General features: G+C 53.5%; 19 protein-coding genes and 1 pseudogene. 9 read left to right on the top strand and 11 right to left on the bottom strand.

All coding sequences use genetic code 11. From position 1 onward, the window contains the following. Positions 1-88: 88 nt before the first annotated feature. The 6 genes from COO59_RS13000 to fliF are packed head-to-tail and all read right to left on the bottom strand — an operon-like array spanning position 89 to position 6,364. On the bottom strand, positions 89-1,195 hold the full coding sequence (locus tag COO59_RS13000; protein ID WP_103060219.1) for a flagellar hook-length control protein FliK: 1,107 nt from the start codon (positions 1,193-1,195) through the stop codon (positions 89-91). Then, entirely contained in the window at positions 1,192-1,641 is a 450-nt protein-coding gene (gene fliJ, locus COO59_RS13005; protein WP_103060220.1) for a flagellar export protein FliJ, read from the bottom strand. The genes COO59_RS13000 and fliJ overlap by 4 nt, the downstream gene beginning before the upstream one ends. Beyond that, positions 1,638-3,026: a flagellar protein export ATPase FliI gene (gene fliI / locus COO59_RS13010; protein WP_103060221.1), complete on the bottom strand. Its 1,389-nt coding sequence runs from the start codon at positions 3,024-3,026 to the stop codon at positions 1,638-1,640. Before fliI ends, fliJ begins: the two co-directional genes overlap by 4 nt. Beyond that, a complete protein-coding gene (locus tag COO59_RS13015) occupies positions 3,023-3,724 on the bottom strand; it encodes a flagellar assembly protein FliH (protein WP_103060222.1) in 702 nt (233 codons plus the stop codon). The genes fliI and COO59_RS13015 overlap by 4 nt, the downstream gene beginning before the upstream one ends. After that, on the bottom strand, positions 3,717-4,703 hold the full coding sequence (gene fliG, locus COO59_RS13020) for a flagellar motor switch protein FliG (RefSeq protein ID WP_103060223.1): 987 nt from the start codon (positions 4,701-4,703) through the stop codon (positions 3,717-3,719). The genes COO59_RS13015 and fliG overlap by 8 nt, the downstream gene beginning before the upstream one ends. After that, positions 4,700-6,364, bottom strand: coding sequence for a flagellar basal-body MS-ring/collar protein FliF (gene fliF / locus COO59_RS13025; protein WP_103060224.1), 1,665 nt, complete (start codon positions 6,362-6,364; stop codon positions 4,700-4,702). The genes fliG and fliF overlap by 4 nt, the downstream gene beginning before the upstream one ends. Positions 6,365-6,661: 297 nt before the next feature. Between fliF and fliE the strand changes: the two genes are divergently transcribed. From fliE to COO59_RS13065, 8 genes and pseudogenes are all read left to right on the top strand, one after another. Beyond that, on the top strand, positions 6,662-6,991 hold the full coding sequence (gene fliE, locus COO59_RS13030; RefSeq protein WP_103060225.1) for a flagellar hook-basal body complex protein FliE: 330 nt from the start codon (positions 6,662-6,664) through the stop codon (positions 6,989-6,991). 201 nt (positions 6,992-7,192) lie between these two features. Continuing rightward, on the top strand, positions 7,193-8,032 hold the full coding sequence (locus tag COO59_RS13035) for a CheR family methyltransferase (RefSeq protein WP_409371599.1): 840 nt from the start codon (positions 7,193-7,195) through the stop codon (positions 8,030-8,032). Continuing rightward, entirely contained in the window at positions 8,029-9,078 is a 1,050-nt protein-coding gene (locus COO59_RS13040) for a protein-glutamate methylesterase/protein-glutamine glutaminase (RefSeq protein ID WP_103060227.1), read from the top strand. Before COO59_RS13035 ends, COO59_RS13040 begins: the two co-directional genes overlap by 4 nt. A 59-nt stretch (positions 9,079-9,137) precedes the next feature. Continuing rightward, the gene (gene cheY / locus COO59_RS13045; RefSeq protein WP_103060228.1) at positions 9,138-9,527 is read left to right on the top strand and encodes a chemotaxis response regulator CheY; all 390 of its coding nucleotides are present in this window, start codon (positions 9,138-9,140) and stop codon (positions 9,525-9,527) included. A 5-nt stretch (positions 9,528-9,532) separates the two neighbouring features. Continuing rightward, complete coding sequence (cheZ, locus tag COO59_RS13050) at positions 9,533-10,174, top strand: protein phosphatase CheZ (protein ID WP_240614136.1); 642 nt, start codon at positions 9,533-9,535, stop codon at positions 10,172-10,174. A gap of 24 nt (positions 10,175-10,198) precedes the next feature. Then, a complete protein-coding gene (flhB, locus tag COO59_RS13055) occupies positions 10,199-11,344 on the top strand; it encodes a flagellar biosynthesis protein FlhB (protein WP_103060230.1) in 1,146 nt (381 codons plus the stop codon). After that, a pseudogene (gene flhA / locus COO59_RS13060) lies at positions 11,344-13,451 on the top strand (flagellar biosynthesis protein FlhA). The gene flhB and the pseudogene flhA overlap by 1 nt, the downstream one beginning before the upstream one ends. Further along, entirely contained in the window at positions 13,448-13,876 is a 429-nt protein-coding gene (locus tag COO59_RS13065; RefSeq protein WP_240614137.1) for a flagellar protein FlhE, read from the top strand. Before flhA ends, COO59_RS13065 begins: the two are co-directional and overlap by 4 nt. Positions 13,877-13,929: 53 nt before the next feature. Here COO59_RS13065 and COO59_RS13070 read toward each other — a convergent pair whose 3' ends face one another. Genes COO59_RS13070 through fliD form a run of 3 tightly spaced genes read right to left on the bottom strand, consistent with a single transcriptional unit; the run spans position 13,930 to position 16,212 of the window. Next, positions 13,930-14,268, bottom strand: coding sequence for a flagellar protein FliT (locus COO59_RS13070; protein ID WP_103060231.1), 339 nt, complete (start codon positions 14,266-14,268; stop codon positions 13,930-13,932). Between the two features lie 13 nt (positions 14,269-14,281). After that, entirely contained in the window at positions 14,282-14,668 is a 387-nt protein-coding gene (fliS, locus tag COO59_RS13075; protein ID WP_103060232.1) for a flagellar export chaperone FliS, read from the bottom strand. Between the two features lie 59 nt (positions 14,669-14,727). After that, complete coding sequence (fliD, locus tag COO59_RS13080) at positions 14,728-16,212, bottom strand: flagellar filament capping protein FliD (RefSeq protein ID WP_103060233.1); 1,485 nt, start codon at positions 16,210-16,212, stop codon at positions 14,728-14,730. Between the two features lie 506 nt (positions 16,213-16,718). Here fliD and COO59_RS13085 point away from each other — a divergent pair. After that, positions 16,719-17,819 carry a FliC/FljB family flagellin gene (locus COO59_RS13085; protein ID WP_103060234.1) on the top strand — a complete coding sequence of 367 codons (1,101 nt, stop codon included), beginning with the start codon at positions 16,719-16,721 and terminating at the stop codon, positions 17,817-17,819. Positions 17,820-18,190: 371 nt separating this feature from the next. Here COO59_RS13085 and cheW read toward each other — a convergent pair whose 3' ends face one another. Both cheW and cheA read right to left on the bottom strand, forming a co-directional pair. Next, on the bottom strand, positions 18,191-18,694 hold the full coding sequence (gene cheW / locus COO59_RS13090; protein ID WP_103060235.1) for a chemotaxis protein CheW: 504 nt from the start codon (positions 18,692-18,694) through the stop codon (positions 18,191-18,193). An 11-nt stretch (positions 18,695-18,705) separates the two neighbouring features. Further along, a complete protein-coding gene (gene cheA, locus COO59_RS13095) occupies positions 18,706-20,673 on the bottom strand; it encodes a chemotaxis protein CheA (protein WP_103060236.1) in 1,968 nt (655 codons plus the stop codon). Positions 20,674-20,679 lie beyond the last annotated feature (6 nt).

Below are 20,679 nucleotides of genomic sequence, written 5' to 3' on the forward strand. Positions count from 1 at the left end.
ATTGAATAGCAAATTCTATTACAAGCAAGCTCCTGGACAATTCGCCAAAAAGAAGAAATTACTGATGGTAAATCTTCAACTCACTTTTTCAGGCAAAAATACTTATTCCCACCCGCGAATGGATCCTCTGCGGCACAATTTCATCGTCCACTTCGTTTAGCGCTGAGCCGCCGCTTTCTTTCCGGGAATGTGAAGATTGTCCCGAATGAGAATCCGCTGCGGAACCCCAGGATGGGGCATCGCGTCCGACGCTGCCCTGATCCAGCTGAATGCCGGCATCGGCCAGCGATGTGCGCAGATGTGGCATCGCCGCCTCCAGCGCGGCTCGTACCGGCTGCTGATCGGTAACGAAGTGCAGCTGAACCTGATCCTGCTTCAGCCGCAGATTAATCTGGAGCGGCCCTAAATTTTCCGGGTGCAAACGCAGCTCTGCGTGATGAACGCCGTGGCGGGTAAAGCTGCTAAGCTGCTGACCAAGCGCCTGCTGCCATGCTGATGAGCCGACTTCCGGCTCCAGCGTGCCGTGGACAACCGGTAGCATGACGTTAGCGGCTGGCGTAGCGGCAGCTGGCGCTGCCAGCGATGCCGGAGTGAAAGCCGGCGCGGCAGTAAGCGGCATCGCCTGTGACCGGCTCTCAACGGGAAGAACGGCGTTATCGTTCTCTGCTTCCTGATTCTGAACAGTCGTGACGGCAGGCTTAATGAATACCGCCTGCGCATGGCTCTGCTGCGCCTCGGCAGGCTTCTCGGTGTGATGAGCGGTCTGCGGGCTGGTTATCATACGCAGCATCTCGGCGGCGGCGTTATGACGCCCGGTTTGCGGCGCGGCGCTTTCCAGCAGAGGCTGCGGCGCATCAGCGTCAATATTTAGCGTGCCTTCCGCGCCGGTAAGCCGTGACATTTGCGGTGCCGTGGGGGCTCCTCCCGTCAGGCTGGCGGACGGGAGCGACGCAGCAACGGCTTCAGTCAGGCTGGCAGGCATCAGCCATGCAGCGACCGCCTCAGATACTGCTTCATCCAGTTTATCGCTGGCTTCCCGTTCATTTTCCACCTGCGTTACCAGCACGGCTTCATCAGTGGCGCCAGCGAGCTGAATATCCAGCTCGCTGGCGAAATCAGCATTTTCAGCCATGTCCGCCGAGGCGGCGTTAGTGGGAGCCCTACCCGGCAGGGCGGTGATCATGTTAATCATCATAAACCGCTATTCCTTAAGCTTGCGCGCTGCGCGAATTCATCCATTAGCTTCTGTTCCAGGCGATTTTCTTTCGCCTGCTGTACCGTATCGGCCCGGCTGGCCAGCGTTTCAAAGGCATTCAGCCGCCGCTTATCGTTCTTCCAGCGATCCAGCGCATGGTCAACCGATTGCTGGCAGGCCGCGACATGGCCGGTATGCTGTTTAACGACGCGGCTAAGCGACGAGATAAAAAACTGATGACTCAACAGATTAATTACCGGCATGCCGGTCGCCGACATCGCCGTTTGCAGCTGCCGGCCATATTCCTGTTCATAGTTGGTTAGCTGCTCAAGCTGCGCGGCGGCGTTGGCATGAACCTGGCGCACCTTACCAAGCTGATTCGTGGTATCGCTTAAGGTCTGCTCCGCCAGTTCGCGCAGCACCTTCATTGGGGAACGCTGAGTCATTCGCTACTCTCCCTCTGGTGGTCAGGTAAATCAGGAAACAGCGCAGCAAGCGCGGCGAATGAGGTTTCATATTCGCTGCGGTCATAGATCCCCTGTTGCAAAAAACCCGCCATTTGCGGATAGAGCTCGATTGCCCGATCCAACAGCGGATCGCTACCGGCGGCATAGGCGCCGACGCTAATCAAATCGCGGTTACGCTGCCATGCGGAAAGCAGCTGCTTGAAACGCTGAACTTTTTTATAGTGCGAGGGAGCGATAAGCTCAGTCATGGCGCGGCTGATGGAGGCTTCAATATCAATTGCCGGATAATGTCCCGCCTCCGCCAGCTGACGTGACAGTACGATGTGACCGTCAAGTATCGCACGCGCCGAGTCGGCAATCGGGTCCTGTTGGTCATCCCCTTCGGTCAGCACGGTATAGAATGCGGTAATCGAACCGCCGCCCTGCACGCCGTTTCCGGCGCGCTCGACCAGCGCGGGCAACCGGGCGAAAACCGACGGCGGATAGCCTTTGGTCGCCGGGGGCTCGCCAATCGCCAGCGCAATTTCACGCTGCGCCATCGCGTAGCGGGTTAAGGAGTCCATAATCAGCAATACGTTCAGTCCCTGGTCGCGGAAATCTTCCGCGATGCGCGTCGCGTAGTCGGCCCCCTGCATGCGCAGAATGGGCGAAACGTCGGCTGGCGCAGCAATGACTACGGCGCGGCTTAAACCCTCTTTGCCAAGAATATTTTCAATAAAATCTTTAACTTCGCGGCCACGCTCGCCTATCAGGCCAACCACGATGACATCCGCTTTGGTATAACGCGCCATCATGCCAAGCAGCACCGATTTCCCCACGCCGGAGCCGGCAAACAGCCCCATGCGCTGACCGCGTCCTACCGTTAGCAGGCCGTTAATGGCGCATACACCAACGTCCAGCACGGACTTAATCGGATCGCGCAGCAAAGGGTTAAACGGCAGGGAAAACAGCGCGCCACGCTGACGCGTCTCCGGCGCGGGCAAACCGTCCAGCGGTCGCGCGCGCGCATCCAGCACCCGGCCCAATAGCGCGCGGCCTAACGGCAGCATTTTGCCTTTCGTCGTGCCGGTATCCGGCGCATAAATCCGCGCGCCCGGCAGGACGCCGTCCGTATTTTCCAGCGGCATCAGATAAAGTATCTGTCCGTTGAAGCCGACCACCTCGCTTTCCACGCTGTCGCCGCCGTGCGCGCTGTCACGCTCTACCCGGCACAACGTGCCGATCGGTAGCGTTAAGCCAACCGCTTCCATCACTAATCCGGTGGCCCGCGTTAGCCTGCCGTATCGGCGTACGCCGGATAGCGCAGCTATCCGCTGTTCTTTATCGTCAATGGCCTGAAGCCACTGTGAAAGCCGCTGGCTCATGCGCCGTAATCCTCACGGCTAAGCTGGCACAACGCCTGCCAGCTGCTGGAAACGGTGGCATCCAGTTCACATTCTGCCGAGGTAATGCGGCAGCCGCCGGGCAGCATGGCGTCATCGGCGCGCAGCTCCCAGCCGTGTTTCTTCAGTACGTCGCTCAGCTGTTCCTGCACCGTCGAAAACTCGTCGGCATTGACCCATAGCTGGACAGGCGCCTGAAATAATGGCTCCTGCTGTAGCAGCGACTGAATTTTTTCCAGCAGCAGGTGGTTATCGAGAGCCACGTTTTTACCCAGAGTGGCGCGCGCCGCCATCAGCGCTAACTGCACCAGACGCGAAGGAATGATCTTCTCAAGGTTATCGATCGCCGTCTGGAATGATTGCAACAGCTCGGCGAACTGCGACATGGTTTGTTCCTGCCGCTCTTTGGCTTCCGCCTGGCCCTGCTCAATGCCGGCCTGATGCCCCTGCTGGTAACCTTCGTCGTAACCCTGTTTACGCCCCTCTTCGATACCCTGCGCCTGTCCCTGCGCCAGCCCTTTCTGCTCCGCCTGGCGTCGCAGCCGCTGCAGTTCCGCCTGTTGCTGCTCCGGCGTCGTTTCGCCTTCTATAACCGGCAACTCTTCAGACAGCATGTCCGCCTTGCAAAGATCTTCCGGCTGCCAGATCTGCCAGCCGGTTAACTGCTGAAAATCAGACATAAACATCCTCGCTGCCGCCAATGTTGATTTCGCCGCTTTCCGCTAAGCGACGAACAACCTGCAGAATAGTTTTCTGTTCGGCTTCTACCTGCGACATACGTACCGGCCCGCGGGCGCTGAGATCCTCACGCATAATGTCGGCCTGACGCTTCGACATATTGCGGAAGAACTTATCGCGTAATGGCGGCTCGGCCCCTTTCAGCGCAATGATCAGCGTTTCGTTATCCACATCCTGCAGAATGCGCTGGATGCTGCGATCGTCGGTTTCCAACAGGTTTTCGAACAGGAACATTTCGTCGATGATTTTCTGCGCCAGCTCATGGTCGAACTCACGCACCGCCTCAATTGCCGCCTCTTCCTGTTGCGATTTCATCAGGTTAAGAATCTCTGCGGCCGGACGGACGCCGCCCATTTTGCTGCGCTTGAGGTTCTGGCCGTGCAGCAGATTATTCAACACTTCCGTCAGCTCCTGCAGCGCCGCTGGCTGCACGCCGCCGAAGGTGGCGATACGCAGCATAATGTCGTTACGATCGCGCTCGTCAAAGCGGGTCAGAACGTCCGCCGCCTGAGCACGTTTCAGGTGCACCAGAATGGTGGCGATAATTTGTGGATGTTCTTCATGAATCAGCTCAAATACCGCCAGCGGCTCCATAAAGTTCAGGGTTTCAATGCCGCTGTTATTGCCCTGCGTATCCAGCAGATCTTCCAGCAGGCTGGAGGCGCGCTCTTCACCCAGCGCCTGCACCAGCACATTGCGCAGGTATTCATTGGTATTAACCGTGAGTGCGGCGAAATTGCCCGCATCGAGCTGGAATTCTTTCAACACTTCAGCCAGCTGCTCATGCGTAAAACCACTCATGCTGACCATCCCGCTACTGATTTGGGTCACTTCGTGGGTATTGAGATGGCGAAATACCTCAGCGGCGCGATCTTCGCCGAGCGTTAGCATGATGATCGCGCTTTTTTCGCATGCATTCATGAAGACTGTTCCTTATTCATCCACTGACGGAGTACCAGCGCGATAACCTGCGGATCCTGCTCTGCCAGACTGCGCAGCTGCTGGACATTGACTTCTGTTTCAACGCGCAGCTGCGCTTTAGCCTGCTCACGCATTTCCGCTTTACGTTGCTGTGCATTCAGCTCGGCCTGCCGCGCTTCCTTTTCCATTTCGAGGCGCTGTAGCGCCAGCTCTTGATGCTTCATCCAGAAAGGCTGCAGCATCTTGCGCCACAGCACCAGCGCCACCAGCGCCACCAGCAGATACCGGCCCGCCGTCAGCATCAGATCGATAAAGAAAGCTTGTTGCCAGAAAGGAATTTCAGGTTCGGACGGATCGGTGTTAAACAGGGAATTAACCACGTTTAAGGTATCGCCGCGCTCGCTGGAATAGCCCATCGCTTCTTTAACCAGCGCCTGGATCTGCTCCATTTGTTCTTTACTCAGCGCGACCGGCTTGCCTTCTCCATCCGGCTGATAGTTCACAACCACCGCCACGGAAAGGCGTTCAATATTGCCAGGGCTGCGCTTGGTATGGATAAGCGTACGGTTCAGCTCATAGTTGGTGGTTTCATCTTTTTGTCGGCTGTAAGGCAGCGTCGGTATCAGCGCGCCATTTTCATCCGCCTGCGGGTTATTGGCCGCCGCAGGCTGCTCAATCGGCGCGGAGGTCGGTACGGGCGGCTGATTGCTCAGCGCACCCGGCACGCCGCCCGGTCCCGCTTTGCTGCCCTGCTCGCTACTGTTGGTCTGACGGCTACGTACCGCCATATTTTCCGGCGCGCTGTTCGGCTGATACTGCTCCGCCGTCTGCTCATGCGTGGTGAAATCGACCTGTGCGGTTACCTGTGTTTTAACGTTCGCCGCGCCCACTACCGGCGCCAGGATAGCCTGAATACGCTGGCGGTAATCCGCTTCAATCTCATTGATATATTTGAGCTGGTTGGTCTGGATCGCCTGGGCTCCGCGCTGGGTCAGCAAATTGCCGCTCTGATCGACCAGCGTGACGTTATCGGCGTTCAGGCCGGGCACGGCGCTGGAGATAAGCCAGCTAATCGCATTGACCTGGCCGGCATCCAGTAAACGGCCCGTATTCAGATCCAACGTTACAGAGGCGGAAGGCGACTTTTGTTCGCGCACGAATAGGGTTTGCTTGGGAATGGCCAGATGCACGCGCGCGCTGCGTACCGGCCCCAGCTTCTCAATGGTGCGCGCCAGTTCGCCTTCAAGAGCGCGCTGGTAGTTAATTTGCTCATTAAACTGGCTGAGACCAAACTTCTCCTGATCGAGCAGCTCGAAACCGACCTGCCCACCTTTCGGCAAGCCCTGCTGGGCCAGCTTCAGGCGGGCCTCATACACCCGATCGGCAGGCACCATAATCGCGCCGCCATGCTCCTGAAAACTATAGGGCACGTTCATCTGCGTCAGCTGCGCGACAATGGCGCCGCCGTCTTCATCACTGATATTGCTATAGAGAACGCGGTAATCGGGAGATTTAGCCCAAAATAACAGCGCAATAATCACTGATATAAACGCAGCTGCCAGAATAATAAATATAAAGCGGGGATTAGCGCGAAATCGCTCTAAAATAGAGTTCAAATTTAATGAAGCGTTAGTTTTACTACTGTTATCGCTGGCATCCATGCGGTCATCCTACCTGAATAAAAGATGATGCAACCTGCACCATAAGCCGTTAGTCTGCGCGCCAATTCCAGTACCAGTGTTAACAGGCGTAATGCCTTTTACCGGCAACGCGCCTTTAAACATTATCCGTCATTTTATGAAAATATTAAGCGTTAATAAATGGCAGCTTCTGTCGGCTATTTGCATTATCTATCGCATTCAATATTATGTTATTCTCACTATTAATTAAACGTTAATAAAAGGAAAAAACCTGGCATGACCTTCGCGTCTGTCAGCGTTATTTTATAAGGGAATATTATGTCAATCCAATCTACGGGTGTGCTGGAGCAGATTAAGTTTCAGGCAAATCAGATTGCAGCAGCAGGGAATAGCCTGTCTATTCGCGATACAAAAAATAGCGAACCCGTATCTTTTTCCGGCCTTTTAATTAACAGCCTTAACAACATTAACCAGTTACAAACCAGTGCTAAAAGTCAGTCACAAAATTATCTTGCTGGCGCACCGGGAATTGGCCTTAATGACGTAATGGTTTCCATGCAAAAATCTTCTATTGCGTTAAATCTGGGCGTTCAGGTACGCAATAAATTAGTCAACGCTTACCAGGAAATAATGAACATGTCCGTTTAGCGGGCAATGCCCTTATTTTTTGCAAGGCATTTCTTATCTGTCTGATAACGCAATCGATAGCATTAACCAGCCCGTATTTATTGTCCAGCATCTATGGGTTGCTTTCTGCTGCGGGCTACGTATCGGCTGCGGATACGTCTGCTGTTTATAGTAAATCAACGAAGCGCGATAAGTGAAATCATTGAATTGAATAATGCAACCGTGAATATTCAGAGTGACTTTGTTTTAACCGAAGCGGAACTACAAAAAATCAGCACGCTAATTTACCAGCGAGCGGGCATCGTGCTGACGAATCAAAAGCATGACATGGTTTACAACCGCCTTGCGCGGCGCTTACGTCAGCTGGGCATAAAAACCTTTACCGCTTATTTGAATTTGCTGGAGTCAGATCCTTACAGCGCCGAGTGGCAGCAGTTTATTAATGCCCTGACGACCAATCTGACCTCCTTTTTTCGCGAGGCCTACCATTTTCCGGTTTTGGCCGAACATGCCCGCTCACGACAGAATAATTACAGCGTTTGGTGTACCGCAGCCGCAACGGGTGAGGAGCCCTGCTCAATTGCTATGACACTGCATGAAGCGCTGGGTCAGAGCCTGAGCGGCCCGCGTATTTGGGCGACGGATATTGATACCGAAGTGCTGGCGAAAGCCACCGTGGGCGTTTACCGACATGCCGATATTCAAAACCTGACGCCAGAACAAAAGCGCACCTGGTTTTTACGCGGCACCGGCGCGCAGCAGGAACAGGTTAAAGTGAAACCGGCGTTGCTTTCCGCCATTCAGTATCAGCAGCTTAATTTATTGTCACCTGACTGGCGCGTACCGGCGCCCTTTGAAGCGACGTTTGATGCCATATTTTGCCGTAACGTGATGATTTATTTTGATAAAGATACACAGCATCAGATCCTGCAGCGCTTTGCAAAAATGTTGAAACCGGGGGGCCTGCTGTTTGTCGGCCATTCAGAAAACTTTAGCAATATGAACGGGCCATTTCGCCTGCGCGGACAGTCTGTTTACTGCCTGACTCAGGAGCGATCATGAATAAAATCAAGGTACTTTGCGTTGATGATTCTGCACTGATACGCAGCATTATGAGCCAGATCGTCAACAAACAGCCAGATATGGAAATGGTGGCGACGGCACCCGACCCGCTGATTGCACGCGATCTGATTAAGCGCCATTCGCCAGACGTGTTGACGCTGGATGTGGAGATGCCGCGCATGGACGGGCTGGATTTCCTGGAGCGCCTGATGCGCCTGCGTCCGATGCCGGTCATTATGGTCTCTTCCCTGACCCAGAAAGGATCGGAAATTACTCTCAATGCCCTGGAGCTGGGAGCGATTGACTTTGTCACCAAGCCCCAGACGGGCCTGCAGGACGGTATGCTGCGATATAGCGAGCTGATTGCCGATAAAATTCGCGTGGCTGCGCGGGTGCGTAATTTTCAGCGCTATACCGCCGCGGCGCCCCCGGTTCGCCTGCAGGCCGGCCCGTTAATCGGCAGTGAAAAAATTATCGCTATCGGCTCATCGACCGGCGGGACGGAGGCGCTGCGCCAGGTATTAACCGCAATGCCGCTTAACTGTCCGGGGATCTTGATCACCCAGCATATGCCCGCCGGTTTTACCCGCTCCTTTGCCGAGCGCCTGAATAAGCTGTGCCATATCACGGTGAAAGAGGCGGAAAACGGCGACCGGATACTGCCCGGTCATGCTTATCTGGCGCCCGGCGGCATTCATCTCGTATTGACCCGCAGCGGGGCGAACTATCACGCCCAGCTGCAGGATCTGCCGCCGGTAAACCGCCATTGTCCTTCTGTCGATCTGCTTTTTCATTCGGTTGCTAAATACGCCGGCAAAAATGCGGTAGGTGCCATTTTAACCGGCATGGGCCACGACGGCGCGCAGGGGATGCTGGCGATGCATAAAGCCGGCGCGCGCACCCTGGCGCAAAGTGAGAAAACCTGCGTGGTGTACGGCATGCCGCGCGAGGCCGTTGCGCTCGACTGTGTGGATGAGATTGTCGATATCGAACAGATGTGTCAGCACATCCTGAGCAATGTGGTCGGGCAGGCGCGCCGTATATAGCGTTTTATCGACATGACCAAACCCTGTTATTTCACCTTCAATACGGACCGATAATAAAAATGGCAGACAAGAACTTACGTTTTTTAGTGGTAGATGATTTCGCAACCATGCGTCGTATTGTGCGTAATCTTTTAAAAGATCTGGGTTACAACAACGTAGAAGAAGCGGAAGACGGTAATGACGCCATGAGCAAATTACAGCTTTCGTCGTTCGATTTTGTTATCAGCGACTGGAATATGCCCAACATGGATGGTTTACAACTGCTTAATGAGATCCGTAAAGATGAGCGTTTTAAAGCGATTCCGGTGCTGATGGTGACGGCGGAAGCAAAGAAAGAAAACATTATTGCGGCGGCGCAGGCAGGCGCCAGCGGTTACGTGGTTAAACCCTTCACCGCCGCCATACTGGAAGAGAAACTGACCAAGATTTTCGAAAAACTGGGATGGTAGAAAGCATGGAAGCAGAGTCAAATGCACAATCAGCTGAGAATTTAAGGATCATCTTTTCACAAATTGGACATCTGACGCGTCAGCTGCGCGACAGCCTGAATAATTTGAGCCTTGACCGCGCCATTCTGGATGTGGCGGAGGTGATGCCGGACGCCCGCGATCGTCTGAACTATGTGGTCGATAAAACGTCACAGGCCGCTGACCGCGTACTGACCTGCGTGGAAATCGCCCGCCCTTTACAAGACAACCTCAACAGCACGTCGGACAGCCTGGCCGAACGCTGGGATGAATGGTTTGAAAATCCGATTGAGCTGACGACCGCCCGTGAACTGGTTATCGATACGCGTCAGTTTTTAAAACAGACGCCTGATATTGCGCAGCAAACCAATCAGCAGCTGATGGAGATCATGATGGCGCAGGATTTTCAGGATCTGACCGGTCAGGTGATCAAGAAGATGATGGATATGATCGCGCATATCGAACAGGGTCTGATCCAGATGCTGGTGGACAATATGCCAGAGAAACCGCAGAACAGAGCCGAAGATGCGGGCAACCTGAAAAACGGTCCGCAGCTCGATCATACCAAAGCGGGCGTAGTCGCTTCTCAGGATCAGGTTGATGACCTGCTGGAAAGCCTCGGCTTTTAACAAAAGCACAGAGCGTAAGCGCCGATGTCTGAAGAAAGCGATGTAGAAAAAACGGAAGAACCCACGCCCCATAAACGGAAAAAGGCGCGAGAAGAAGGGCAAATCCCACGCTCTAAAGAGCTGACTTCCCTGATGATGCTGCTGGTGGGATGGTCGCTGATGCTGGCCGGCGGTGAACGCCTGGTCACGCACCTTACCCATTTATTACAGGGTGGGCTGACATTCGACGCGCTGCTGGCGCGCGATCCTGTACGGCTATTCCATCAGCTGCGTAATCTGGGCGAATATGCGGCGCGCGCGCTGTTGCTATTGCTGCCGGGGCTGTTTCTCACCGGCTTAACCACGCCAATGCTGCTGGGCGGCCTGCAGCTCGGCGGCAAATCTTTCAAGCTGGATCTGAAGCGGCTTTCGCCGCTATCCGGCTTTAAACGCATGTTTTCCGCGCAGCTTATCTCTGAACTGTTAAAGGGTTTTCTGAAGGTTACGCTGGTCGGCTGCGTTTGCGGCCTCTATCTGTTTATGCATAAACAGCAGTTTACGCATCTGATGAATCAGCCGCTGGACTATGCCCTGCGTCATTTTGCCCAGCTGATTATGGGCTGCCTGCTGCTGGTGATCCTGTCGCTAATCCCCATGGTGGGATATGACGTCTTCTACCAGATATTCAGTAATCTGAAAAAGCTGCGTATGAGCCGCCAGGAAATACGTGATGAACATAAGCAGCATGAGGGCGATCCCCATATTAAAGGGCGCATTAAGCAGCTACAGCGCGCTGCCGCAACGCGTCGCATGATGGCGGAGCTACCGAGCGCAGACGTGATCATTAATAACCCTACCCACTATTCCGTTGCCCTGCGTTACAAAGAAGGCGCTATGGCTGCGCCCATTTTAATTGCCAAAGGCGCAGGCGAAACGGCCATGCGTATTCGCTCCGTGGCCGAACATCACAACATTCCGATGCTGCAGGCACCGCCCCTGGCGCGTGCGCTGTATCGCCACTGTGAACTTAATGCGCCGATCCCTGCCGCCCTGTATAGCGCGGTGGCAGAAGTTCTCGCCTGGGTTTATAGCCTGCGCCGCTGGCGTAACGCAGGTGGTTTGCGTCCGAAAAAACCCGTCAACCTTCCGGTGCCTGCGGCGCTGGATTTCAAACCTAAGAGCCAAGAGTGATGTCAAATTTAGCCAGCAAACTACGCTTGCCGCAGTTTAAAGAGACACAGTGGCAGATTCTGGCCGGACCGGTATTAATCATGCTGATTCTGGCCATGATGATTTTGCCACTGCCGGCGTTCTTACTGGATATGCTGTTTACCTTTAATATCGTGCTGTCGCTGATGATATTGATGGTGGCGATGTTTACGCAGAAGACACTGGAATTTTCCGCCTTTCCAACCGTGCTGCTGTTTTCGACGCTGCTGCGTCTGGCGCTGAATATTGCTTCCACGCGCGTCATTTTACTGGACGGGCACACCGGCGCGGCGGCGGCTGGCCGGGTAGTCGAGGCCTTTGGTCACTTTCTGGTTGGCGGTAACTTCGCCATCGGCATCATCGTGTTCGCCATTCTGATTATCATTAACTTTATGGTGATTACGAAAGGCGCCGGGCGTATCGCTGAAGTAGGCGCGCGCTTTGTACTGGACGGTATGCCGGGCAAACAAATGGCGATTGACGCCGATTTAAATGCCGGATTGATTGGCGAAGATGAGGCGAAACGCCGCCGTAGCGACGTGACGCAGGAGTCGGACTTTTATGGTTCCATGGACGGCGCCAGCAAATTTGTGCGCGGCGATGCTATCGCCGGCCTGTTGATTATGGCCATCAATATTATTGGCGGCCTGATGATCGGCATGCTGCAGCACGATATGTCATTTGCTCAGGCTGGCGAAACCTACACGCTCCTCACCATTGGCGATGGCCTGGTGGCACAGATCCCGGCACTGATTATCTCAACCGCGGCCGGTGTAATCGTCACGCGCGTTTCTACCGAGCAGGACGTGGGCGAGCAAATGGTCAGCCAGCTGATGACTAACCGCGCGTCATGCTGTTGGCCGCCGGGGTTATCGGCCTGCTGGGTATTATTCCGGGAATGCCAAACCTGGTGTTTTTACTGTTTACCTCTGCGCTGCTCGGCGCTGCCTGGTGGCTGCGCGGACGCGAACTGCAAGCGTCGGCCCTCGGCTCGCCATTAAAAGCCAACCAGGATCGCGATGCGGGGAAAGCCAGAGCGGAAGCGGCGCAGGCGGCGGAAGCGTCCTGGTCAGACGTACAGCTGGAAGATGTGCTGGGCCTGGAGGTAGGCTATCGGCTGATTCCGCTGGTGGATACCGCGCAGGATGGACAGCTACTGGCGCGTATCCGCGGTATCCGTAAGAAATTTGCGCAGGATATGGGCTTCCTGCCGCCGCCGGTTCATATTCGCGATAACCTTGATTTAGCGCCCGGCGACTATCGTATTTTGTTAAAAGGCGTCGAAATAGGCCGTGGCGAAATCCAGCCGGAACGCTCAATGGCGATCGATCCGGGCTGTGCGGAAGGCCAGCTGCCGGGTGTCGCCTGTCAGGAACCCGCCTTTGGCCTGCCAGCGGTATGGATTGACGAGGTACTGCGCGAACAGGCGACGATTCAGGGCTATACCGTGGTTGATCCCAGTTCGGTTGTCGCCACGCATCTGAACCATCTGATTGGCCTGCATACCGATGAGTTGTTTAGCCGCCAGGAAACGCAGCTGCTGCTGGATCAGGTCAGTAAAGAGATGCCTAAGCTGGTTGAGGATTTCATCCCAGCCGTGCTGCCGCTCACCACTTTCCATAAGGTGTTGCAGAACCTGCTGGCGGAGCGGGTTTCTATCCGCGATATGCGCACCATAATCGATACGCTGGCCGAGTTCGCACCGGGACAAACCGATGCCGATGAGCTGACGGCGCAGGTGCGCATTCGTCTTGGCCGCGCCCTCACCCAGCAATGGTTCCAGAACCAGCAGGAAATCCAGGTGATTGGGCTGGATATAGAACTGGAGCGCTTGTTAATCCAGGCGATTCAGAACGGCAGCGCCATTGAGCCGGGCATTGCGGAAAACCTGATTGCGCAAACTGAAAAGGCCATTCAGCAGCAGGAAGCGATCGACGCGCCGCTGGTATTGCTGGTTAATCAGCCGCTCAGGCTGATGCTCTCTCGCTTTCTACGCCGCGTTTTCCCACAGCTGGCGGTACTCTCTAACCTTGAGCTTACCCACAGCTGTACGGTACGCATGTCTTATGTGATCGGTGGCAAAGCATGAAGAGAGGGCTTTTTTTAGCCATGCTGCTGATGGCGGCAGCGCCGTCAACGCTGGCAGCGCACGGCGCCTGGAGCGGCACCGCGGCTGGCCCTCAGCTTAGCGTCGGCAAGCAGACGTATGCCGGACAAGCGCTGCGTTCGTCAGCGCCGTTACCGCCTGATGCCGCGCTGAGCCGCATCAGCTGGCGCATAACGTTGCTTACACCGCCGCCGCCGGGGCTGGAGATAAAACTTTGTAGCGTAACGGCCTGTATTCCGCTGGATCGGCTGACGGGACAGAAGGCGGTGCCGTTACCTTTTTCACCAAACGAGGAATTACGATTTATCTATGCGGTTAACGCGCCAGGGCAGCTGAAGCCGCCCATTCGTGTAGTCAGTAATCAAATAACGGTTAACTACCACTGGCCAAACCGATCCGATCGTTAGCCAGATAATACGCGCGTTGAGAAGACAGGCTTATCATTAATGGCGTGATGGCATTATTGAAAAGGCGAGGTAATTTGTGAGATATAAGCCTTGTTACCCTTTTTTCCCTGATGTAGTGAGGAAATTTCTTTTTTTAATAAATTCATACGCCCTTCCAGCGCCCGGTTTATTTCTTCTTCATTACTCTGTAACGTGATTAAGAAATGACAAAGCTGATCTTTTTCCTCGCTGGACAGCGTGTCAGGAACCCGTTCCAGCGCAGCACGTAAAGTAACGATATAACGCTCTGCCATAGTAACAAAATCGTCCCATTCTCCCTGCTGTGCCATAACCAGCATAGCCTGATTTATTTTATATATATTATTGTATTCTTCAGTAAGGAATATAGTCATAACCTGCCTGTATTTAACGTGGTTCAATTTCTTTCCATGTTTCAGCGATATTCATCAATATCTCATCTACATGCGCTAACTGAGAGGGGTCGTTATTTAAATTAGCGTACAACAGCGTGCGCGAAATATAACTGTAAAGCGCATCCAGATCGCGTGCGATCTGCTGGCCTTTTTCATGATCCAACGCGGATCGCAACCCGTTATCAATGATGTTAATCGCTTTTGAGATCATCTCGCCGCGTTTGGCGATATTGCCGTTTTCGAAATAGAGTCGCGCACGCACAATCGCGCTGTGCGCCCCCTCGAACAGCATGGTAATTAACTGATGCGGCGTCGCACCGGCCACCTTGCTGTGAAGATCGACCTGCGCGTAGGCGTGGGTTCCCTGCTTTGCGTACATGTTAGTCTCCATAAAGAATAAGCAGGTGAGCGCCTGCTTATTCTGGCTGTTTCCGGAAGTTATACCGTGGACAGGATTGAGATCAGCTGGTTGCTCAAGTTGTTCAGTTTCGACATCGTCGCGTCCAGATTCTGGAACTGAACGCGATAGCGCTCTACCTGCGCATCAATCAGCTTCTGCGTTTTGTCGATCTGTTCTTTTACCAGCTTAACCTGGTCATCCAGACTGTCGGTGGTACCTTTAATCACGCCGTCAATCTTCTTGTCTGAATCACCGGCATATTTGGTAATAATATCGCTCAGCACTGAAGCCAGGCCCTGCTTGCCAGCGTGTTCTTTGAACATCATGCCGATTTGATCGGGATCGTCGGCAATCGCTTCGTCCAGCTTTTTCTCATCCAGCGTCATTTGACCGGTGGTGGCATCGAAAGTAATGCCCAGCGAAGTCAACGCGCTGTAATCGGCGTTTCTTTCGCCATAAACATCATTCACGGCGGCGCGCAGCTCGCCCACCAGGCTACGCAGCGTACCATCGCCCATCAGCGCACCATTTTCCTGGTTGGGCTTGGCCACCTGGTCGTCCGTTAAGCCGGAGGTGTCGTTCGGAACGTATTTACTGGAGGAGGTGGTTTGCGTTAGCAGCGCATTGTATTGCTTAACAAAATCTTGCAGCGTACTTTTAATCGCGGAATTATCTACGCTTAGCGTTAGCTGCTCTGACGCGCCGTTTTCAGAAACGGATTTCAGATTTAAGGTAACGCCTTCGATGATGTCAGTAATGTTATTACTGGAGCGGGTGTATTTGATGCCGTCTACTTTCAGCTCCGCATCCTGCGCGTTGGTAACGGAGATCATGCCATCTTTTGCGCCCGGCTCTGTCGTAATGGTGGCGTCATTGTTATCCGCATCAACGTGCCGCCCGCCTTCCTGAGTGTTCAACAGCGCGCCCAGCGCATCATCGCCCTCAACGCTGACCGACATTTCACCTTCCGTACCAGACGTGCGCGAACTTAACACCAGCTGATAGCCGCTGTCCGTTCGCTGCACCGAGGCGCGAACGTCGCCATCCTGCTTATTGATCGCCTTAGCCATCTGATTCAGCGAGGTTTCATCGTCTTTGAGTTCAACCGTAAGCTCTTTGCCGTTTTTTTGCGTAATGGTAATGGTGCGCGTTGAACCTGTGGTTTCGCCCAGGCTTTTATTGGCGTCTTCGTAGCCGGAGGTACGCAGTTTGTGTGAAACCGCCAGTTTCATAACGGTGACATCATGCGCATCGGCTGAGGCATCAGCGGTTGCCGTGGCCTGGAACGCTTTGTTCTCACTTACGAGCAGCGTATTGAACGCCTCGCCGTTGAGTTTTTTAACGCTGCCCTGTAGGGCGGCCAGCGCGCTGGAGATTTTGCCCCAGGCTGAAATTTTGTTTTCGTAACCGCTTTTTAAATTAGTGTAGGGCGTCAGGCGGGTCTGCTCTGCGGCCTTCATCTGCGTCAGCATGCTGGCCGTATCCAGGCCAGAACCGATACCGAGGGAAGATAGGGTTGCCATTATATACTCCTTGGGGAATTATTATTTGTACCTACTCTCTTTTAGCTATCGGTATAAACAGCGCGAAGATAAGCCCTTTTCTTTATTATACTTATTTGTAACAGGATGGTTTCCGTTCTTTTACCGTTTTAATCATCCTGAAACTCATCGCATTTAGATAAGCGTAAGGATTTTATTTCTCTGTATCAGCCAGCTTTATGCTGAATCCCTTATAAAAGCCTTAATTATTGCATCCTTCTCTAAAAAGCAAACCGCCTATAAGGCGCCGTCACTGCTGGCATTTATTCGTTTTAATTTACATTATAAAAAAATCCCGGTTATTTTAAGCCGCTCCTTTACTAAAACATTCGTTTTGCCTGGAAACTGCGCAAAAAACAAAAAATCATGCAATTATTTTTTTAGAGAATTTATCTGAAGCCGATATTTGTAATATGCGCTTGTTAACGCATCATCAAATTGCAGAGAGACTGCAATATAAGAACCTAACCTATATATGAGGGAATAATATGTCACAGGTGATTAATACTAACGCTCTGAGTCTGATGGCTCAAAATAATCTGAACAAATCACAGAACTCACTGGGCTCTGCAATTCAACGTCTTTCTTCCGGCCTGCGTATTAACAGCGCAAAAGATGACGCTGCAGGCCAGGCGATCAGTAACCGTTTCACCTCTAACATTACCGGTCTGACTCAGGCTTCACGTAATGCAAACGACGGTATTTCTCTTGCTCAGACCACTGAAGGCGCGCTGAACGAGATTAACGACAACCTGCAGAACATTCGTCGTTTGACCGTACAGGCTTCCAACGGCACCAACTCTGAATCTGACCGTCAGTCAATTCAGGACGAAATCAACGAGCGTCTGGCTGAAATCAACCGCATCTCTGAACAGACCGACTTTAACGGCGTGAAAGTTCTGAAAACTGACCAGAGCCTGACTATTCAGGTTGGCGCCAACGATAGCGAAACCATCAGCCTGAACCTGCAGCAGATTAACGCCGAAAAACTGTCCATGGAAGATTTCGACGTCAACGCTTATGCCGACCGCGTTGAATACGGTTCAAAAGCCGCCGCCGGTATGACCGTTACCAACACTGCCGACACCACCAAAACGCATGAACTGACTGATGCTAACATCACTTCGCTGAACACGACTGCCTTCGGTGCTGGCGGTAAAGGCGATATCTTTGTTGATGGCAAAGGCGTTATCAGGGCTGTCGGTGAGAAAGCGGACGGTACTGCAGTCAATGTGGAAATCACTACTGCCGTTACAGGGACCGCGCCTGCTACCAATGCGACCTTTACAGTAGGCGCCGACATTGAAGATCCGAGCGCCGCGCTGCTGGAAACCGTTGACGCAGCGCTGAAGCAGGTTGATAGCCTGCGTTCAAACCTGGGTGCTGCGCAGAACCGTTTTGCTTCTGTTATCAGCAACCTGGACAGCACTGTAAACAACCTGTCTGAATCTCGCTCTCGTATCCTGGATGCGGACTTCGCTTCTGAAGTTTCTAACATGAGCCGCGCTAACATCCTGCAGTCTGCCGGTACTACCGTACTGGCTCAGGCTAACCAGGTACCGCAGAACGTTCTGTCTCTGCTGCGCTAAGTTTAACGCGGCAACCATAACGGTTCCGCTGCTTAAGCTGACGCTCTGCCCTTACAGGCAGAGCGTTTTTTTATGCCCGTCGCCAGCGTATTAATCTCTTTCCGGCGGCTTAGCCGGCAATAAAGATACGGCAGAGCAATAGCATAGCGGTAAGCAATAAAGCCTGACCAAAGCGTGAAAGCCACCGCGGAAACAGGCTGCGACATCTCTCCAGCCGTTAAGCGCCACCAGGCAGCCCGGTGGCAGGTAAGCGACATCGGTACAGGAAAAGCGGATACAGAAGGGAAATAAACGGGGGGATAAAAGGCGTAAGGCGAAGCAATAAAAAAGGGCCGTAGCGGCTTATCGCTTGCCGCTGCTGCCCTGAAAAACTACAGCGTCTCGTTGACGCTTTTCTCAACCAGTTCCATCTCTTCGCTGGTCAGTAACTTCTCTATGTCCACCAGGATAATCATCCTTTCATCAACTGAACCCAGGCCCAGCAGATAATCGGTAGAGAGCGTAACGGAAAAGTCCGGTGCCGGTTTGATCTCTTCAGCATTCAGCGACAGTACATCGGAAACGCCGTCTACCACAATGCCCACCACCCGCTGCGTCAGACTCAGCACAATCACGACCGTCTTTTCGTTAATCTCTACGCCTGCCAGATCGAATTTAATGCGCAAATCGACGATCGGTACAATGACGCCGCGCAGGTTGGTAACGCCGGTAATAAATTCCGGCGTATTGGCAAGACGGGTTACCCGTTCGCAGCCGCGAATCTCCTGCACCTTTAATATTTCGATGCCGTACTCTTCGTTTCCCAGCGTAAACACCAGGTATTCGTTGCCATGATTATCGTTTACTATTTTCTTTTCAGATGCGGAAGCAGTCATTTTGTTTGTCCTTAAACAGAGAGCGCTTGCCCGGCTTTCGTCGCGACGCGCTTAGATTTGCACAGTTTTGCCAGCGCAGCGACGTCAAGAATTAGCGCCACGCTGCCGTCCCCCAGAATAGTTGCGGCAGAGATACCGGGAACTTTGCGATAGTTAAGCTCAAGATTTTTTACCACCACCTGATGCTGGCCAATGAGCTGATCGACCATAAGGGCGTAACGTACGCCAGCGCTTTGTAAAATTACCGCAACGCTGTCATTAATCGCGGCCGGCTCATCCATCATGCCAAATACGTACTGCAGCGTAATCAGCGGGATATATTCGCCGCGCACCTGCAGCATCAGCTCGTCGCCCGCCATATGGTAGAGCGAGTCCTCTGACAGCTTCAGCGATTCCATGACTGCGCCGAGCGGCAGCACATAGGTTTCATCGGCAACGCGGACCGACATCCCGTCCAGTATCGCCAGGGTTAAAGGCAAAATAATGCGGATCGTCGAGCCTTTATTCTGCTCGGAGGTGATTTCCACATGGCCGCCCATCTCCTGAATATTACGCCTGACCACATCCATGCCGACGCCGCGCCCGGAGACATCAGTCACCTTTTCCGCCGTGGAGAAGCCGGGGGCAAAAATCAGCATCCAGACATCTTCATTACTGATGTTTTCATTAATCGCCATGCCCTGCGACTGCGCCCGCGCCAGGATTTTTTCACGGTTTAGGCCGGCGCCGTCATCGCTGACTTCGATAACAATATTTCCGCCCTGATGTTCTGCTGACAGCGTCAGGTTGCCCACGGCGGATTTGCCCTTCGCTACGCGTTCCTCGCCGTTCTCAATACCGTGGTCGAGGCTGTTGCGCACCAGGTGCGTTAACGGATCGATAATGCGTTCAATCAGACTCTTATCCAACTCGGCTGAGCCACCAACCAGCGTTAGCTCCACCTCTTTGTTCAGCTTGCCGGCTAAATCATGCACCAGCCGTGGGAAGCGGCTAAAGACATATTCCATCGGCATCATACGAATCGACATCACCGATTCCTGCAGATCGCGCGCGTTGCGCTCCAGCTGGGCGATACTGTTTATCAGCACGTCATTGGCCGACGGTTCTAAGGTAGCGGAAAGCTGTGACAGCATCGACTGCGTGATAATCAGCTCGCCGACCAGGTTAATAATCTGATCGACCTTTTCAACCGCAACGCGGATGCTGTTAGATTCAGCGGCCTGCGCACGGGCGGCTGGCTTGCCGGGCGCGCTTTTTGCCGCAGCCGCTACCGGTGCGGCTTCATTAACCGTGACCGGCTCAGCTGGCTCTGTCGGCGCGCTGCCCGCGGTAATCGCTATCTGTTCCGCTTCGAGAATAAAGCAGAGCACCGCCTCGATTTCATCCGCGCTGGCCGTGGTTTCCAGCTGAATCTGCAGCTGGTTTTCCTGCTGCTGCTGACTAAGGATCTTACCCAGATTAGCCAGCTCATCGGCCAGCAGACGTCCCTCTTCCTCTTTGACCTTTAGCAGCGTGATATTAAGAAAGGCACGATCCGCTTGTACGCTTGCGGGCTGTGTTGTCCCCACCGCTACCGGCTCCGTTGAGCCATCTTTACTTTGCAGCGCAATTTGCCGTAAAGCCTCGCAAATATAATGAAAAGTCTCTTCGTCTGGCTCCTGAGAAGATTTATAGGCATCAAGCTGATCTTGCATAATATCCTTGCTCTCCAGAAACAGATTAATGATGTCGCTGGTTAGTCGCAGCGCACCGCAGCGAGCATCGTCCAGCAGGTTTTCCATTAAATGCGTAGTTTCTTGCAATATTTTAAAGCCGAAGGTGCCCGCGCCACCTTTAATTGAATGCGCGGCGCGGAAAATGGCATCCATCATCTCCTTGTCAGGAGAAACGACATCAAGCTGCAGCAGATATTTTTCCATATCGGCCAGCAGCTCATCGGCTTCATCAAAAAAAGTCTGATAAAAATCGCTTACATCCATATTGTT

The sequence above is a fragment of the Mixta theicola genome (assembly GCF_002895925.1).
Classification (GTDB): Bacteria; Pseudomonadota; Gammaproteobacteria; order Enterobacterales; family Enterobacteriaceae; genus Mixta; species Mixta theicola.

What these genes read in the sequence shown, in the direction of transcription:
- COO59_RS13000 (WP_103060219.1), bottom strand. Translation starts at nt 1,195, where the DNA reads ATGATGATTAACATGATCACCGCCCTGCCGGGTAGGGCTCCCACTAAC.
- fliJ (WP_103060220.1), bottom strand. Translation starts at nt 1,641, where the DNA reads ATGACTCAGCGTTCCCCAATGAAGGTGCTGCGCGAACTGGCGGAGCAG.
- fliI (WP_103060221.1), bottom strand. Translation starts at nt 3,026, where the DNA reads ATGAGCCAGCGGCTTTCACAGTGGCTTCAGGCCATTGACGATAAAGAA.
- COO59_RS13015 (WP_103060222.1), bottom strand. Translation starts at nt 3,724, where the DNA reads ATGTCTGATTTTCAGCAGTTAACCGGCTGGCAGATCTGGCAGCCGGAA.
- fliG (WP_103060223.1), bottom strand. Translation starts at nt 4,703, where the DNA reads ATGAATGCATGCGAAAAAAGCGCGATCATCATGCTAACGCTCGGCGAA.
- fliF (WP_103060224.1), bottom strand. Translation starts at nt 6,364, where the DNA reads ATGGATGCCAGCGATAACAGTAGTAAAACTAACGCTTCATTAAATTTG.
- fliE (WP_103060225.1), top strand. Translation starts at nt 6,662, where the DNA reads ATGTCAATCCAATCTACGGGTGTGCTGGAGCAGATTAAGTTTCAGGCA.
- COO59_RS13040 (WP_103060227.1), top strand. Translation starts at nt 8,029, where the DNA reads ATGAATAAAATCAAGGTACTTTGCGTTGATGATTCTGCACTGATACGC.
- cheY (WP_103060228.1), top strand. Translation starts at nt 9,138, where the DNA reads ATGGCAGACAAGAACTTACGTTTTTTAGTGGTAGATGATTTCGCAACC.
- cheZ (WP_240614136.1), top strand. Translation starts at nt 9,533, where the DNA reads ATGGAAGCAGAGTCAAATGCACAATCAGCTGAGAATTTAAGGATCATC.
- flhB (WP_103060230.1), top strand. Translation starts at nt 10,199, where the DNA reads ATGTCTGAAGAAAGCGATGTAGAAAAAACGGAAGAACCCACGCCCCAT.
- COO59_RS13065 (WP_240614137.1), top strand. Translation starts at nt 13,448, where the DNA reads ATGAAGAGAGGGCTTTTTTTAGCCATGCTGCTGATGGCGGCAGCGCCG.
- COO59_RS13070 (WP_103060231.1), bottom strand. Translation starts at nt 14,268, where the DNA reads ATGACTATATTCCTTACTGAAGAATACAATAATATATATAAAATAAAT.
- fliS (WP_103060232.1), bottom strand. Translation starts at nt 14,668, where the DNA reads ATGTACGCAAAGCAGGGAACCCACGCCTACGCGCAGGTCGATCTTCAC.
- fliD (WP_103060233.1), bottom strand. Translation starts at nt 16,212, where the DNA reads ATGGCAACCCTATCTTCCCTCGGTATCGGTTCTGGCCTGGATACGGCC.
- COO59_RS13085 (WP_103060234.1), top strand. Translation starts at nt 16,719, where the DNA reads ATGTCACAGGTGATTAATACTAACGCTCTGAGTCTGATGGCTCAAAAT.
- cheW (WP_103060235.1), bottom strand. Translation starts at nt 18,694, where the DNA reads ATGACTGCTTCCGCATCTGAAAAGAAAATAGTAAACGATAATCATGGC.
- cheA (WP_103060236.1), bottom strand. Translation starts at nt 20,673, where the DNA reads ATGGATGTAAGCGATTTTTATCAGACTTTTTTTGATGAAGCCGATGAG.